The sequence below is a fragment of the Cryobacterium sp. SO1 genome, from assembly GCF_004210215.2.
GTDB lineage: Bacteria > Actinomycetota > Actinomycetes > Actinomycetales > Microbacteriaceae > Cryobacterium.
This window is the reverse complement of sequence record NZ_CP067394.1, coordinates 972,846-986,714: the sequence shown is the minus strand read 5'-3', so window position 1 is coordinate 986,714 and position 13,869 is coordinate 972,846. Positions and strand designations below refer to the sequence as shown.

Annotated in this window: 13 protein-coding genes and 1 pseudogene; 11 read left to right on the top strand and 3 right to left on the bottom strand. The window is 68.9% G+C overall.

Going from position 1 to position 13,869, the window contains the following annotated elements; translation table 11 throughout:
- Window positions 1-156: 156 nt before the first annotated feature.
- On the bottom strand, window positions 157-699 hold the full coding sequence (locus BJQ95_RS04590; protein WP_130178066.1) for a hypothetical protein: 543 nt from the start codon (window positions 697-699) through the stop codon (window positions 157-159).
- A 206-nt stretch (window positions 700-905) separates the two neighbouring features.
- On the opposite strand from BJQ95_RS04590, the gene BJQ95_RS04585 reads away from it, so the two are divergent.
- The gene (locus tag BJQ95_RS04585) at window positions 906-2,096 is read left to right on the top strand and encodes an aminotransferase class I/II-fold pyridoxal phosphate-dependent enzyme (RefSeq protein WP_130178065.1); all 1,191 of its coding nucleotides are present in this window, start codon (window positions 906-908) and stop codon (window positions 2,094-2,096) included.
- Window positions 2,097-2,165: 69 nt separating this feature from the next.
- On the opposite strand, the pseudogene BJQ95_RS04580 reads toward BJQ95_RS04585, so the two are convergent.
- A pseudogene (locus tag BJQ95_RS04580) lies at window positions 2,166-3,187 on the bottom strand (alkene reductase).
- A gap of 239 nt (window positions 3,188-3,426) precedes the next feature.
- On the opposite strand from BJQ95_RS04580, the gene BJQ95_RS04575 reads away from it, so the two are divergent.
- Together BJQ95_RS04575 and BJQ95_RS04570 are read left to right on the top strand one after the other, a co-directional pair.
- Window positions 3,427-4,422, top strand: a complete 996-nt coding sequence (locus BJQ95_RS04575) for an alpha/beta fold hydrolase (RefSeq protein WP_130178064.1) — start codon at window positions 3,427-3,429, stop codon at window positions 4,420-4,422.
- Window positions 4,423-4,515: 93 nt separating this feature from the next.
- Window positions 4,516-4,902: an ATP-dependent DNA ligase gene (locus BJQ95_RS04570; RefSeq protein ID WP_240694781.1), complete on the top strand. Its 387-nt coding sequence runs from the start codon at window positions 4,516-4,518 to the stop codon at window positions 4,900-4,902.
- Here BJQ95_RS04570 and BJQ95_RS04565 read toward each other — a convergent pair.
- A complete protein-coding gene (locus BJQ95_RS04565; protein WP_130178063.1) occupies window positions 4,853-5,737 on the bottom strand; it encodes a carbon-nitrogen hydrolase family protein in 885 nt (294 codons plus the stop codon). The genes BJQ95_RS04570 and BJQ95_RS04565 overlap by 50 nt on opposite strands.
- 105 nt (window positions 5,738-5,842) lie before the next feature.
- Between BJQ95_RS04565 and BJQ95_RS04560 the strand changes: the two genes are divergently transcribed.
- The 8 genes from BJQ95_RS04560 (at window position 5,843) to nadC (ending at window position 13,853) form a co-directional block, all read left to right on the top strand.
- Entirely contained in the window at window positions 5,843-6,517 is a 675-nt protein-coding gene (locus BJQ95_RS04560; RefSeq protein WP_130178062.1) for a response regulator transcription factor, read from the top strand.
- Between the two features lie 13 nt (window positions 6,518-6,530).
- Window positions 6,531-7,910: a cell wall metabolism sensor histidine kinase WalK gene (locus BJQ95_RS04555; RefSeq protein WP_165384951.1), complete on the top strand. Its 1,380-nt coding sequence runs from the start codon at window positions 6,531-6,533 to the stop codon at window positions 7,908-7,910.
- Between the two features lie 212 nt (window positions 7,911-8,122).
- A complete protein-coding gene (locus BJQ95_RS04550) occupies window positions 8,123-8,365 on the top strand; it encodes a hypothetical protein (protein WP_130178060.1) in 243 nt (80 codons plus the stop codon).
- 3 nt (window positions 8,366-8,368) lie between these two features.
- On the top strand, window positions 8,369-9,124 hold the full coding sequence (locus tag BJQ95_RS04545) for a polyprenol monophosphomannose synthase (RefSeq protein ID WP_130178059.1): 756 nt from the start codon (window positions 8,369-8,371) through the stop codon (window positions 9,122-9,124).
- A 127-nt stretch (window positions 9,125-9,251) separates the two neighbouring features.
- The gene (locus tag BJQ95_RS04540; RefSeq protein ID WP_130178058.1) at window positions 9,252-9,995 is read left to right on the top strand and encodes an NUDIX domain-containing protein; all 744 of its coding nucleotides are present in this window, start codon (window positions 9,252-9,254) and stop codon (window positions 9,993-9,995) included.
- Entirely contained in the window at window positions 9,992-11,308 is a 1,317-nt protein-coding gene (gene nadA, locus BJQ95_RS04535; RefSeq protein WP_130178057.1) for a quinolinate synthase NadA, read from the top strand. The genes BJQ95_RS04540 and nadA overlap by 4 nt, the downstream gene beginning before the upstream one ends.
- Before the next feature lie 2 nt (window positions 11,309-11,310).
- Window positions 11,311-12,999 carry an L-aspartate oxidase gene (gene nadB, locus BJQ95_RS04530; RefSeq protein ID WP_130178056.1) on the top strand — a complete coding sequence of 563 codons (1,689 nt, stop codon included), beginning with the start codon at window positions 11,311-11,313 and terminating at the stop codon, window positions 12,997-12,999.
- Window positions 12,993-13,853 (top strand): carboxylating nicotinate-nucleotide diphosphorylase, encoded by an 861-nt coding sequence (nadC, locus tag BJQ95_RS04525; protein WP_130178055.1) that lies wholly within the window; start codon window positions 12,993-12,995, stop codon window positions 13,851-13,853. Before nadB ends, nadC begins: the two co-directional genes overlap by 7 nt.
- Window positions 13,854-13,869 lie beyond the last annotated feature (16 nt).

Sequence of the window (13,869 nt, the reverse complement as noted above, 5' to 3'; positions counted from 1 at the left end):
AACTCTCCCGCTCCGCCCCGACGTTCACCCCGCCATTTCCGACGGAAGCGCCTAACGTTGGACAGTCCCCACTCGCGCCGGACCAGGCTCCGCAAACCTGAGCGTCAATGAGCGCAACAGCTGATGCCGGTAGCTGATTCGCTAGCGCAATCGAAATCAGAGCGACCAGCAGAAATTTTCCCCGTCCCATGACCGAGTCCTCTCCAGAAGCAAGCGCTGGCTGGCTGATTCGAAAGTGAAACCGATCTCAAGGGGAAGCCTCTCCACACGGTCGACTGCAACCACGCTCACCCCTGAGCCATCGATGACGTCCGATTCGGAAACGTCGAGGCACACATAGGCTGAGACCGCGCCAGTTGCCAAGTCGACAGACTGCAAGGTGAAGCTGTCGAACTTGAGCACGCCAACGCCAACTGTTCCGACCTGCGCCATACCCTCCATAGTTTGCACTTCGGTCTCAAGTGCCTCCCCGACTGCTACCGCTGTCATTCGTGATGGGTTGTCGCCACCTTCATGGGCAATTACACCGGAGAGGTCCAGGTAGTTCGCGTAGGCCTCGGTGGCCGCGGCGAGCGCCTCCTCGTCGGACGCGAAAATGGGGACGACCGTGGGCGTTGGCGACGGCGGAGCGGATTTCGGAGCCGCCGTACAGCCCGCCGCACCCAACAGCAGACCGCCCACACAGGCAGCAGTGATCATCCGTCCTGCACCTCTTCGCACAACGCCCACGATCCCCATGCCGCCACCGTAGGGCAGCCGTCCCTCCCCGCGCGCAAGTTATCCACAGCCCCAAATTCGGCCGTGGTGATGCATAAGTCCCGCTGCATCTCCCCTGGGCCGGCGGGCGGGCAGGAGAGAGTGGGGGCGGGATGTCGTAACTTTGGGGATATGAAGCAGGTCACCACATGACGATTTCCGGCGCCTGGCGGCGCACCGCCCAAGGCGCCGGACTCCTCGGCGCCGACGGCACCATCTCCGCCAGCATTTTCGCTGAGATGAGCGCCCTCGCCATGCGCACCGGTGCCATCAACCTGGGCCAGGGTTTCCCCGACGAAGACGGACCGGCCGAGGTGCTCGAGGCCGCGCGTCAGGCCATCAGCGACGGTGTCAACCAGTACCCGCCCGGGCGGGGCACACCCGTGCTGCTCGAGGCGATTGCGCGCCACCAGCGCCGCTTCTACGGCCTGACCGTCGATCCCGGCACCGAGGTTCTGGTCACCGCCGGTGCCACGGAAGCCATCGCCGCGACCCTGCTCGCGTTACTCGAACCGGGTGACGAAGTGGTGACCTTCGAGCCGTTCTACGACGCCTACGGCGGCCTGATCGCCCTGGCCGGCGGCGTGCACCGCACGGTGCGGCTGCACTCCTCCGATTTTCAACCCGACCTGGATGAACTCGCCGCCGTCGTGACCGACCGCACCCGGATCATCCTGATCAACAACCCGCACAACCCCACCGGCACTGTCTTCACCCGCCAGACCCTGGAGCTGGTCGTGGCCCTCGCGCACCAGCACGACGCCCTGATCGTGACCGACGAGGTGTACGAACACCTCACCTTCGGCGTGACCCACCTGCCGGTCGCGACGCTGCCCGGCGCCGGCGAGCGCACCGTCACGATCTCCTCGGCCGGCAAGACCTTCAGCACGACGGGGTGGAAGGTGGGCTGGCTGAGCGCGCCGGCTGCCATCGTCACGGCGATCCTCGCCGTCAAACAATTCCTCACCTACGTCAACGGCGCCCCGTTCCAGCCGGCCACGGCCATCGGGCTGGACCTGCCCGACAGCTACTACACCGGCATCGCCACCGGCCTGCAGGCCAAACGGGACGTGCTGGCCCGCGGGCTGAGCGCGGCGGGGTTCACCCTCACCACGCCGCAGGGGTCGTATTTCATCGTGGCGGATGCCGGCGCCCTCGGCCGTCCGGACGCCGTCGAGTTCTGTCGCACCTTGCCCGACCTGGCCGGGGTGGTCGGGATCCCGATTACGGCATTCTGCCTGCCGGAGCACAAGGCGCAGTACGCGTCGCTGGTGCGGTTCGCCTTCTGCAAGCGTGTCGACGTGCTCGAGGAGGCCGCCACGCGGCTCGCCCGGTTGTGACCCGGCCAGCACACGAAACGGCACCCTGCGGCAGGGGGCCGTTGCGGTGCCCGCAGGTGGCGGCTGAGGCTAGTTCGCGTAGGCCGGATAGTCGGTGTAACCGACGGCATCCGGGCCGTAGAACGTGGCCGGGTTGGGCTCGTTCAGCGGCAGGTTCTCGAGCCAGCGACGCACGAGGTCGGGGTTGGCGATCACGGCGCGTCCCACGACGACACCGTCTCCGAGGCCGTCGTCCAGCAGAGCGATGGCTTCCTCGCGCGTGGTGACCTGGCTGAAGCCGGTGTTGACCAGCAGCGGTCCCTCGAACCGGGTGCGCAGGGCACGCACCAGCTCGCCCGACGGGTCGCGGTTCAAAATGCTGAGGTAGGCCAGCTTGAGCGGTGCAAGCCCGTCGACCAGGGCGCCGTAGGTGGCCAGCACGTCGGCGTCGTCGGTTTCGAGGGCGTCCTGGATGTTGTGCTGCGGGGAGATGCGGATGCCCACCCGGTCGGCGCCGATCGCGGCGGCGACCGCCGTGGCGACCTCGACGACGAAACGGGCCCGGTTTTCGGGCGAACCGCCGTAGACGTCGTCACGCTGGTTGGAGGCCGGCGAGAGGAATTCGTGCAGCAGGTACCCGTTGGCACCGTGGATTTCGACGCCGTCCATGCCGGCCGCGACGGCATTGCGGGACGCCTGCACGAAGCAGTCGATGATGCCGGGAGGTCCTCGAGGGTGAGGGCGCGCGGCACCGGGTAAGGCAGCTTGCCCTTGTACGTGTGGCTCTCGCCCTGGATGGCGATGGCGCTGGGCGCGACAATCTGGAGCCCGCCGTTGGTTTCGGGGTGGGTGACCCGGCCGGCGTGCATGACCTGAGCCACGATGCGTCCACCGGCGGCATGCACGGCATCCGCGACCTTGGCCCAGCCGTCGATCTGCTCGTCGGTGACCAAGCCGGGCTGGCCGGGGAAGCCCTGACCGGCCTGGTCGGGATAGACGCCCTCGGTCACGATGAGGCCCAGGGTGGCTCGCTGGCGGTAGTGCTCGATGTTCAACGCGCCGGGGACGCCTTCGACACCGGAACGCATTCGGGTCAACGGTGCCATGACCATCCGGTTGGGCAATTCGAGGGCGCCGAGGTTCAGCGGGGTGAAAAGACTCACGTAGTGCTCCTTATTTCTGTGTGATGCGGACGCGGTGGATGCGCGGCTATGCCGCCGAGGTCGGATACGCGTCCCGTTCAGGAAACAGTGCGATAGACCCCGCTATTCCGGGCCTCGGGAGATAGATTGCCGGCGCACAGCCTCCGCCGGGCGCCAATCCGGCCGCCCGGGCGCACCGAACCCCTGTCATGAGCATCACCTCCGACGTATCGGCGTCCGACGCGGCCCCGGGCTACTGCCCTGATGCGCTGATCCATGACGCGGCCCGGCTGGGCCTGCAGATGAGCCTGATCAACACGGCTCTCGGACCCGTGGCGGTGCGCCACGGCCGACGCACGGCCACAGGCGCCCCCGCAACGATCCTGTTGCACGGCGCGGCGGGATCCTGGACCACGTGGACACCCTTGATCAGCGCGGCGGACCGGCAGACCGGCGCCCCGCTGGCCGACCTGATCCTCCCCGACCTACCGGGTTGGGGCGACACTCCCCTGCCGCGGAACGTCGACGCGGAGACCATCGAGTCGCTGGCCACGGCCGTCGCCGAAATCGCCACGGCCCTGGGCTACCGGAACTGGCAGGTGATCGGACACTCGCTGGGCGGCTTCGTGGCCCTCGAACTCGCGGCAAGCACGCCCCGGCAGACGAGCTTCGTCGGCCTGGTGTCCGCCACCACATTCAGCGTCATCACCAGCGTGCGGCATCCGCTCACCCGGTTCACGGTCCTGCCCGGCTTCACGGCTCTCCTCGGCGTCATGCGGGCCCTGACGGTGCTCGGCCCTCTCGGCCGCAGCCTGGCCACTGGGTTGCACAGGGTGCGCCTGCTGCGCCCCCTGGTGTCCCCGTTGTTCAGTGACGTCCGCCGGGTCGACGGCAGTGTGGTGGCCGCCCTCGCCGCCGAGGCCCGGCCGCGCTCCTTCGCCCTGGCCGCCCGCCGCGCCGGGGGGTACGACGCCGAGGTTTCCTGGGCACGCATCGAGTGCCCGGTGCGCTCCGTGCACGGCGACCGGGATGTGTTCGTCACCGCCGACGACGACCGACGGATGGCCGGACTCATCGCCGACCTCGAGGTAACGGTGCTCGGCGGGACCGGCCACTTCGGCCACGTCGAACGGCCGTCGGATGCCCTGCAGGCTTTGCATCGGCCCGAATCCCTTGCGCTTGGGCGACAGGCAGAGGAGAATTGACAAATACTCCGGTTCTCTTGTTAGTGCCCCATCATCGCTTTCACCCGTTCCCGGCACCGTGCGTGGCCAATCTGGAAGTGAACGTGACACCTCATGGGCACCCTGTCCTACGACCGGGTCGTCGTTGAATTCGACGACAGGATCCTTACTCATCTGCAAGTCGTCATTGTGCAAAAACTCCGAAGAGGCGAAAGCTTCCTGTTTTCGTGGCGCAACGCCATCGATGTTGGGGACGGCCGCAGTTCGGCGTGGATGAACCCGGCCATTCCGCTGTACTTCAAGTTCACCGGCGGGCATACGCCGACGCTCAATCCGGAGTGGATCGCCCAATTGGCCCGCTCAGCGAACAGCTCTCAGGGGCTCATCGCCACGAGCGAAGAGCGCTGCATCGACTCCGGTCACGGGGGCGGCGCGAATGTGTCATTCGCGGTCAAGTCGGCCTCCGCGTTGCCGAAATCGTCGGTGGCCGCGCCAGAGTAGAGCCGCAGGCCGGCTCCAGCGGCACGGTTCCGAATCTGCGCAGGACGAGGGCGGGGTTGGTCCTGCGTACCTCGGCGAGCCGGGCGGCGGAGATCCAGGCGAGCGCGACATCCGTCGTCTCACCCAATGTGACCAGTTCGACACCCATCGGGTCGACCACCATGCTCGCGCCTACTCCGCCGGGCGGGGCGTGGTCGGCCGCCGCGACGTAGACGGTGTTCTCGAGGGCGCGCGCGGTGACGAGGGTGCGCCAGTGCTGTTCCTTGAGCGGTCCGCGCACCCACTCGGCGGGCACCAGCACCAGGTCGGCGCCGGCATCGACCAGCCGACGGGTCACCTCGGGGAACCTGATGTCGTAGCAGGTCTGCAGGCCCACGGTGATGCCCGCGACGTCGAAGGTCTCGGGAGCCTCGATGAGCCCTGCGAGCACTCGGTCGGATTCCCGGGTGCCGAACGCGTCGTAGAGGTGCAGTTTGCGGTAGCGCGCCACGACCTTCCCGGCAGGGTCGACGGCGATAAGCGTGTTGTGCACCCGGTCGGGGTCGGCGGTGCGTTCAAGCATGCCGGCGACGATGTGCACGCCCAAATCGGCGGCCAGACGGCCAATGGCCGTTACGAACGGGCCGGTGAGGGCCTCGGCGGAGGCAACGGAGGCCTCGCCCAACCGGCGCTCGAAGAAGGATGAGTATTCGGGGAACACCACGATGCGCGCGCCGCGGGCCACGGCAGTGCCTGCCAGCTCCCGCATCACGGCCAGATTCGAGGCCTGATCTGCGCCGGGCGCGAACTGCGCCACGGCAACTCCCAGTTCGTCTTGCGCGCGCGCATCCACCATGCCGCCAGCCTAGCGGCGGCTTCCCAGCTTGACCGTCGGCCGGTTGCAAGCGAAGCTCTCCGCAACGTGCCAGCATGAGATCTGGATGTGAGTGAAGGGTGACGGATGAAGATCTTGGTCGTGGAAGACGATGACCAGATGGGCGCCCTCATCGAACGCGGATTGCAGGCCGAGGGATACGAGACCGCACGGGTCTCCAACGGGGTCGACGCGCTCATCGCCATCGCCGGCGACGGCTTCAGCCTGGCCGCGATCGATGTGATGCTGCCACAGATGTCGGGGTTTGAGATCTGCCGGCGCATCCGCCTGTCGGGCAGCACCATGCCGGTACTGCTGCTGACCGCACGCGACACCGTCGACGACAGGGTCTTCGGGCTGGACAGCGGCGCCGACGACTACCTCACCAAGCCGTTCGCCTTCGCCGAGCTGTCCGCCCGGGTGCGCGCCCTGTTGCGTCGCCGGTCCATGGGAGCCCCGGCCACCGTGGAGATCGGCAACCTGGTGCTTGACTCCCGTGACCTGCGGGTCACCGTCGCCGGGCGAGCGGTGTCGATGAGCCCCAAGGAGGTGGCGTTGCTGCGCCTGCTCTGCAGCCGGGCCGGCACCACCGTGGACCGCAGCACCATCCTGGAAGAGATCTGGAACGGCACCAACCACATCGACCCCAACATCGTCGACCAGTACATCAGTTACCTGCGCCGCAAGATCGACACGGATGCCGCGGGCGTGCGCATCGTCACCGTGCGGGGCACCGGCTACGCCGTGGAGCTCGCCGAATGAGGCGGCCCGCCCGGTGAGTCGTCTCCGTCGAATCTGGTGGCCGGCGCTGTCGATCCGCGCGCGTATCACCGTGGGCAGCCTCCTGGTCGCCACGGTGCTGTTCAGCACCGCCGCGTTCTTCTTCCGGCTCGAGGTGCAGTCGATCCTCACGGAGACGAATGAGACCGTGCTGCGCAACGATGCCGAGTCGCTGCTCGGTCAGCTCGCGACGAACCCCACCGAGGCCATTCAAAGCCCGAGCGAGGGCCAGCTGCTCGCCATCGTCGACCCCACCGGAACCGTACGCAAGTCGTCCCTCCCGCGCAGCCTGGACCAGCAGATTGAAGCCCTCACCGAGCTGGGTGCCGAGCCGCAGACCGTGTACACGCCCGCCGCCAGCTACCTGGTCTCGGCGACGCCGGTGAGTTCGGATGCCGGTGATTGGCTGGTCATCGCCGCCCGAAGCCAGCAGGCCCCGACGCTGCTGCTCGACGAGCTCACCGGTGTGCTGACCCTCGGCACCCTGATCCTCACCGCCGGTTTCGGACTGGCCTCCTGGTTGCTCACCGGAGCGGCCCTGCGCCCGGTGACCCGTCTGCGTGAGGAGGCCGAGAGCCTGAGCACCACCGGATCGTCGGCGCAGCTGCGGGTGCCGGCCGGCAAGGACGAGGTGAGCCAGCTCGCCCGCACCCTCAACGACTTCATCGAGCGGCTCCGGCGCGGCGTTGACCGCGAAAAGCAGATCGTGTCGGATGCGAGCCACGAGCTGCGCACCCCGCTCGCGGTGCTGCAGGCGCAACTCGAGTTGGCCCACCTCGACTCAGGCGACGCTCCGGCGCTCGAGCGCGACATCCGCGACGCATCGGCGACCGCCGGCCGGCTCAGCCGTCTGGCGACCAACCTGCTCGAACTCAGCAAGTTGGAGAGCGAGCAGGCGCCGCCCGAGACCGACTGGGCCGGTCTGGTGGGTGAGATCACGGCGTCGGTCGACCGGGCCAGGGTGGTGCGGGACGGCCAGGAACTCGAGGTGGTCTATCGCATCGACGACGACGACCCGGTGGGCCGGTATGGCATCTCGGCCACCAATATGGGCCAGCTCCTCGACAACCTGATCTCGAACGCCATCACGGCGATGGCGGGCCGTGGCAGTGTCACCGTCTCGCTCGTGCGCTCCGGCATCGGGGCGCTGATCACAGTGGTCGACACCGGCCCCGGCCTGCCGGAGGACTTCATCCCCCTGGCCTTCGACAGGTTCTCCCGGCCGGACAACGCGCGCTCGAGCAGTTCCGGCGGCTCCGGGCTCGGCCTGGCCATCGTGCACGCCATCGTCGAACGCGCCAACGGCACCGTCCTGTTGCGCAACACCGGCACCGGACTCGCGGTCGAAATCCGGCTGCCGCGGCACCTGCGCTGAATCGACACCGACCAGCACAACAGGCCGCCGCGGCGACTCTGAGAACCTTCGCAGGAGCGTGCGGCCCCCGGTCGGCAAACGTTAACCCGAGGGTTCTACGGTCTGGATGTGACCTTAGTTCTCGCCTCTCCACTCGTCGAGGCCTCGGGGCCGACGACGCGAGGTCGGCGCGGCTTCATCGGCACCGTCGTGTTGGCGCGGACGCTCGTCTCGTGCACCTCGTGAGGTCGCGGCGCGCCACCGCCACGCGGTTCGTCACGCTTTGGGCCTACCCGGTCCTGCTCGCCGACGCCACATCCCGCCTGGCCGGCACCCACCGGGTATGGCTTCTGCAGAACGTGGGCAGGAGAGAAACCACCGCCGGAAGCGACCTCGACGTGCTCCGGCAGGCGGGCTTCACCATCGCGACGTCTCGCACGATCAACTGCACGATCCTCATCGAAATGACAAGGTAACCCATGCCATCGACCGTGGTCATCATTCCCACCTACAACGAGCGCGACAACATCCGCCCGATCGTCGCTCGCGTGCGCGCGAGCGTGCCGGATGCCCACGTCCTGATCGTCGACGATGCCTCGCCAGACGGCACCGGCGCCCTGGCCGACCTGCTCGCGGCATCGGACGAACGGGTGCAGGTTCTGCACCGCAGCAAGAAGAACGGCCTGGGCGCGGCCTACCTCGAGTCCTTCGGCTGGGCCAGGGACCGCGGTTTCGACTATCTTGTGCAGCTCGACGCCGATGGCTCGCACCAGCCCGAGCAGCTGCCCGACCTGCTGGCGGCCGCGCGCACCGCCGATGTGGTGCTCGGCTCGCGCTGGGTTCCCGATGGTCGGGTGCAGAACTGGCCGTGGCACCGCCGGATGCTCTCCCAGGGCGGCTCGGTCTATTCGCGACTGCTGCTCCGGTTGCCCCAACGGGACGTCACCGGCGGGTACCGGGTGTACAGCGCCGACGCCCTGCAGAAGATGGCGCTCGGCAGCGTCGACAGCCTCGGCTACTGCTTCCAGATCGACATGCTGTTGCACGCCGTACGCGCCCGTTTGCGCGTGGTAGAGGTGCCGATCACCTTCGTCGAACGCACCCTCGGCAGCTCGAAAATGAGCGGGAGGATCGTTCTGGAGGCGATGGTACGGGTCACGATCTGGGGCCTGACCGGCCGCGGCGCCCGGCACAACAATCCGGCTCCCGTGGGCTCGGCCCAGCTCGGACGCTGAGCCGGCTACGCACCTGCCCGGCCGAGAGCGGCGGCCACCGCGGGCGCAATTGCCACTTCTGGTCACAATGACTATATGATGGACCTCACGTTAGAGTCATACTGACCTTTACTCGATGGATGCCCCGATGACCGATCTACACCCGCCCGTGCTTGCGGTTTCGACGGTCATTTTCGCGCTCCGGCCCGACGTCGAATCGGGTTTCATGACGCTCTGGCTTCCCCTGGTGCGCCGCACCAGGGACCCCTACCTGGGCCTGTGGGCGCTGCCGGGCGGCTGGCTGCCGCCGGAAGAAGAGCTCTCCACCGCCGCGGCCAGCACCCTGCGCGAAACCACAGGCCTCTCCCCCAACTACCTCGAACAGCTCTACACGTTCGGCGACCTCGGCCGGTCCCCGGGCAGCCGGGTCGTCTCGGTCGTCTACTGGGCCCTGGTGCAATCCACCGAGGCCGAACTCGCCGCCGTCGGCGACAACGTGCAGTGGTTCCCCGCCGACCGGCTGCCCGAACTCGCGTTCGACCACAACCACATCGTCGAATACGCGCTCTGGCGTCTGCGCACCAAGGTGGAGTACTCCCGCATCGCGCACGCCTTCCTCGGTGAGACGTTCACCCTGGCCCAACTGCGCGACGTGCACGAGGCGGTCCTGCGCCGCGCGCTGGACCCGGCGAACTTCCGCCGCATGATCGAGTCGTCCGGAACCGTCGTCGACACCGGCCTCCGACTGGCCGGCGTGCCGCACCGACCGCCCCGGCTCTACCGTTACAACGACTCCCAGTCCCTCACCGAACAGAGCCCGCTGGGCCCATCGGCCGGCTGGCCCGAGACTCCCCTCCAATCCACCCCGCACCCCCCGAGGAGCACGACATGACCATCGCATCGGTCGACCGCACCATCCGTTTGATCAGCACGGGCGAAACCGCCGGCAGCACCTGCACGCCAGACCTCGCCGTCGATCCCTGGTATTTCGACGACAAAGCCCCCGGCTACGGTCCGGGCTCCTCGATGGGTGACGTCATCCCCACCGGCTCCCCCCGCCAGGGCGAGCTGCCCGCCCGGTACCGCACGGCCTCGAACGGTGAGCTGGGCGACTGGATCCGCGCCGCCAAGGCCACCCTCGGCAACCGCGTCGTGGTACTCGGCCACTTCTACCAGCGCGAGGAAGTGCTCCAGCACGCCGACTTCGTCGGTGACTCCTTCCAGCTCGCCGTCGCCACCCAGAGCCGGCCGGATGCCGAAGCCATCGTCTTCTGCGGCGTGCATTTCATGGCCGAGACCGCCGATCTGCTCTCCCGCCCCGAGCAGGCCGTGATCCTGCCCAACCTCGCCGCAGGCTGTTCCATGGCCGACATGGCCGACATCGACTCCGTCACCGAGTGCTGGGAGCAGCTCGAAGAGCTCTACGGCACCGAACCCGATGCCTCCGGCCGCGTGCCGGTGATCCCGGTCACCTACATGAACTCCTCCGCCGCGCTCAAGGGCTTCTGCGGTGAGCACGGCGGCATCGTCTGCACCTCCTCGAACGCCGAGACCGTGCTTGAGTGGGCCTTCGAACGGGGCCAGCGGGTGCTGTTCTTCCCCGACCAGCACCTGGGCCGCAACACCGCCAAGGCCATGGGCGTGCCCCTCGAGCGGATGCCGATGTGGAACCCGCGCAAGCCCCTCGGCGGCAACACCGAGAACGAGCTCGAGAACTCACAGGTGATCCTCTGGCACGGCTTCTGCAGTGTGCACCGCCGGTTCACGGTCGACCAGATCGACGCTGCACGCGCCGAGCACCCCGGCGTGCGCGTGATCGTGCACCCCGAGTGCCCGATGGCCGTCGTCGACGCCGCGGACGAGTACGGCTCCACCGATTACATCGGCAAGGCCATCGCTGCCGCCCCGGCCGGCTCGACGTTCGCGATCGGCACCGAGATCAACCTCGTGCAGCGCCTCGCCGCCCAGTACCCGCAACACACCATCTTCTGCCTCGACCCGGTGGTCTGCCCCTGCTCCACCATGTACCGCATCCACTCCGGCTACCTGGCCTGGGTGCTCGAGGCCCTCGTGGGCACCGAAGACGTGCCCGCCGAGGTGCTCAACCGCATCACCGTGGCCGACGATGTCGCCGGGCAGGCCCGCATCGCTCTCGAGCGGATGCTCGCGGCCAGACCGCCGGTCGTCACACCGGTGGGAGCCTGACCATGGCACGCGTGCTGGTCGTCGGCAGCGGACTCGCCGGTCTGCTCGCCGCCGTGCGGGCCACCGACGCCGGGCACCGGGTGACCCTGGTGACCAAGGCCGCCCTGCCCGAGAGCAACACCCGCTACGCCCAGGGTGGCATCGCCGCGGCGCTGTTCCCCGACGATTCGGTTGATGCGCACATCCTCGACACCCTGCGGGCGGGCGCCGGGCTGTGCGACCCGGCCGCTGTGCAGGTGCTCTGCTCGGAGGGCCCGGCCCGGGTGCGGGACCTGATCCGGTTCGGGGTCGACTTCGACCGCGACGAATCCGGCATCACTCGCGGCCTCGAGGCCGCGCACTCCCGCTCGCGGGTGTTGCACGCCGGCGGCGACGCAACCGGCGCCGCGATCGAGGCCGCCCTGGTGGCCACGGTGCGGGAACGGGCGAACCGGGCCCACACGCTCGGCGGCGACCAGATCACCATCCACGAAAACAGCATGCTCGTCGACCTGGTCGTGCATGACGGCCGGGTCACCGGCGCCACCCTGCTCGAGTCCGGCGGTGCCAGGCCCACCGTGACCGTCGACGCCGTGATCCTCGCCACCGGCGGCGCTGGCGCGCTCTACACGCACACGACGAATCCGGCCATCGCCACCGGCGACGGCGTCGCCGCCGCCTGGCGCGCGGGCGCGGCCGTCGCCGACGTCGAGTTCTACCAGTTCCACCCCACGGCCCTGGCGGTTCCGGGCACGCCCCTGGTCTCAGAGGCCGTGCGCGGTGAGGGAGCCGTGCTGCTCAGCAGCACCGGTGAACGCTTCATGACGGCCATCCACCCGGATGCCGAACTCGCCCCCCGCGACATCGTCGCCCGCAGCATCGCCGCCCAGATGAAGGCGCAGGGCGGTGCCCCGGTCATGCTCGACGCCACCGGCCTCGGCCGTGAGCTGCTCGAGGGCCGCTTCCCCACCATCACGGCGGCCTGTCGCGACGCGGGCCTGGACTGGGCCGTCGAAGCCATCCCGGTCGCGCCGGCCGCGCACTACTGGATGGGCGGCGTCGCCACCGATGCTTGGGGCCGCACCTCCGTGCCCGGGCTCTACGCCGTGGGCGAGGTGGCCCGCACCGGCGCCCACGGCGCCAACCGGCTGGCCTCCAACTCGCTGCTCGAGGCCGCCGTCTTCGCCGACCGCGCCGTGCGCGCACTCGGCGAACCCGAGCAGCGGCCACCGCAGTTCGGCGCAGCAGCGGCCACGGCCGGCTACACCAGCGGCACCGACCCCGACGATCAGCTCGACGACGAACTCGTCTACGAGATCGACAGTGCACCCGAGACCATCAACACCGGAGCGAGCGTCGACCGCGGCACCCTGCAGCAACTCCTCTGGGAGGCCGCCGGCGTGCACCGCTCGGGCGCCGGCCTCACCCGCGCCGCCGTTCTGCTGGCCGGCTGGCGGGCGGCCGACCGCGACACGGCCTCGGTCACCGACCTGGAAACCGGGAACCTGCTTGATCTCGGCCGCCTGATCGTGGCCGCCGCCCTCGCCAGGCAGGAATCCCGCGGAGCCCACCACCGCGCCGACTTCCCCGACAGCCGGCCCGAGCTGGCCCGGCCGCGGTTCACCCGCCGCCGGGACCGGGAGTCCCGCAGCCTGATTTCTGTTTCCTCGCAGCCCTCATCACCGCAGCCCTCGGAGGCCATCGCATGCTGACCAGTCACTCCATCGACACCGTCGTGCGCGCCGCCCTCGACGAGGACGCCCCGTGGGGCGACCTCACCTCCGAAATGCTGATCCCCGCCGACGCCGTGGCCACGGCCCAGCTCGTCGCCAGGGAACCCGGTGTCTTCAGTGGCGGGGCCGTGTTCGCCGCCGCGTTCCGTCTCGTCGACCCGCGCATCGTGGTGCACCTGCACCTGGCCGACGGCACCCCGTTCACCGCCGGCGAGCTACTCGCCGAAGCCTCGGGCCCGGCCCGCGGCATCCTCACGGCCGAACGCATCGGACTCAACTTCGTGCAGCGCATGAGCGGCATCGCCGCGCTCACCGCCCGCTACGTGGCCGAGACCGTCGGCACCGACGCCCGCATCGTCGACACCCGCAAGACCACACCGGGCCTGCGCGCCTTCGAACGCCAGGCCGTGCGCGACGGAGGCGGCCACAACCACCGATTCAGCCTGTCCGACGCCGTGATGGCCAAAGACAACCACCTGGCCGTGCTCAGCGCCGGCGGCGTCGGCCTCACCGACGCCCTGCTCGCCGTGCGCGCCAAACTCTCGCACACCACCCACTTCGAGGTGGAGGTGGACACCCTCGACCAGATCGAACCGGTGCTGGCCGCGGGAATCGACACCATCATGCTCGACAACTTCGACGCGGACGACCTGCGGGAGGGTGTGCGCCGGGTCGCCGGCCGCGCCATCGTGGAGGCCAGCGGCGGGGTGTCGCTGGACACCGTGCGCCGTATCGCCGAATCCGGTGTCGACGTGATCTCGGTGGGCGCCCTCACCCACAGTGTGCGTTCCCTCGACCTCGGCCTCGACGTCGTGATCATCACCGAGGATTGAAACCACCCAGCACCAT

Excerpts from the sequence above, each read along its gene's own strand:
- BJQ95_RS04590 (WP_130178066.1), bottom strand. The coding sequence starts at position 699 with ATGATCACTGCTGCCTGTGTGGGCGGTCTGCTGTTGGGTGCGGCGGGC.
- BJQ95_RS04585 (WP_130178065.1), top strand. The coding sequence starts at position 906 with ATGACGATTTCCGGCGCCTGGCGGCGCACCGCCCAAGGCGCCGGACTC.
- BJQ95_RS04575 (WP_130178064.1), top strand. The coding sequence starts at position 3,427 with ATGAGCATCACCTCCGACGTATCGGCGTCCGACGCGGCCCCGGGCTAC.
- BJQ95_RS04570 (WP_240694781.1), top strand. The coding sequence starts at position 4,516 with ATGGGCACCCTGTCCTACGACCGGGTCGTCGTTGAATTCGACGACAGG.
- BJQ95_RS04565 (WP_130178063.1), bottom strand. The coding sequence starts at position 5,737 with ATGGTGGATGCGCGCGCGCAAGACGAACTGGGAGTTGCCGTGGCGCAG.
- BJQ95_RS04560 (WP_130178062.1), top strand. The coding sequence starts at position 5,843 with ATGAAGATCTTGGTCGTGGAAGACGATGACCAGATGGGCGCCCTCATC.
- BJQ95_RS04545 (WP_130178059.1), top strand. The coding sequence starts at position 8,369 with ATGCCATCGACCGTGGTCATCATTCCCACCTACAACGAGCGCGACAAC.
- BJQ95_RS04540 (WP_130178058.1), top strand. The coding sequence starts at position 9,252 with ATGACCGATCTACACCCGCCCGTGCTTGCGGTTTCGACGGTCATTTTC.
- nadA (WP_130178057.1), top strand. The coding sequence starts at position 9,992 with ATGACCATCGCATCGGTCGACCGCACCATCCGTTTGATCAGCACGGGC.
- nadB (WP_130178056.1), top strand. The coding sequence starts at position 11,311 with ATGGCACGCGTGCTGGTCGTCGGCAGCGGACTCGCCGGTCTGCTCGCC.
- nadC (WP_130178055.1), top strand. The coding sequence starts at position 12,993 with ATGCTGACCAGTCACTCCATCGACACCGTCGTGCGCGCCGCCCTCGAC.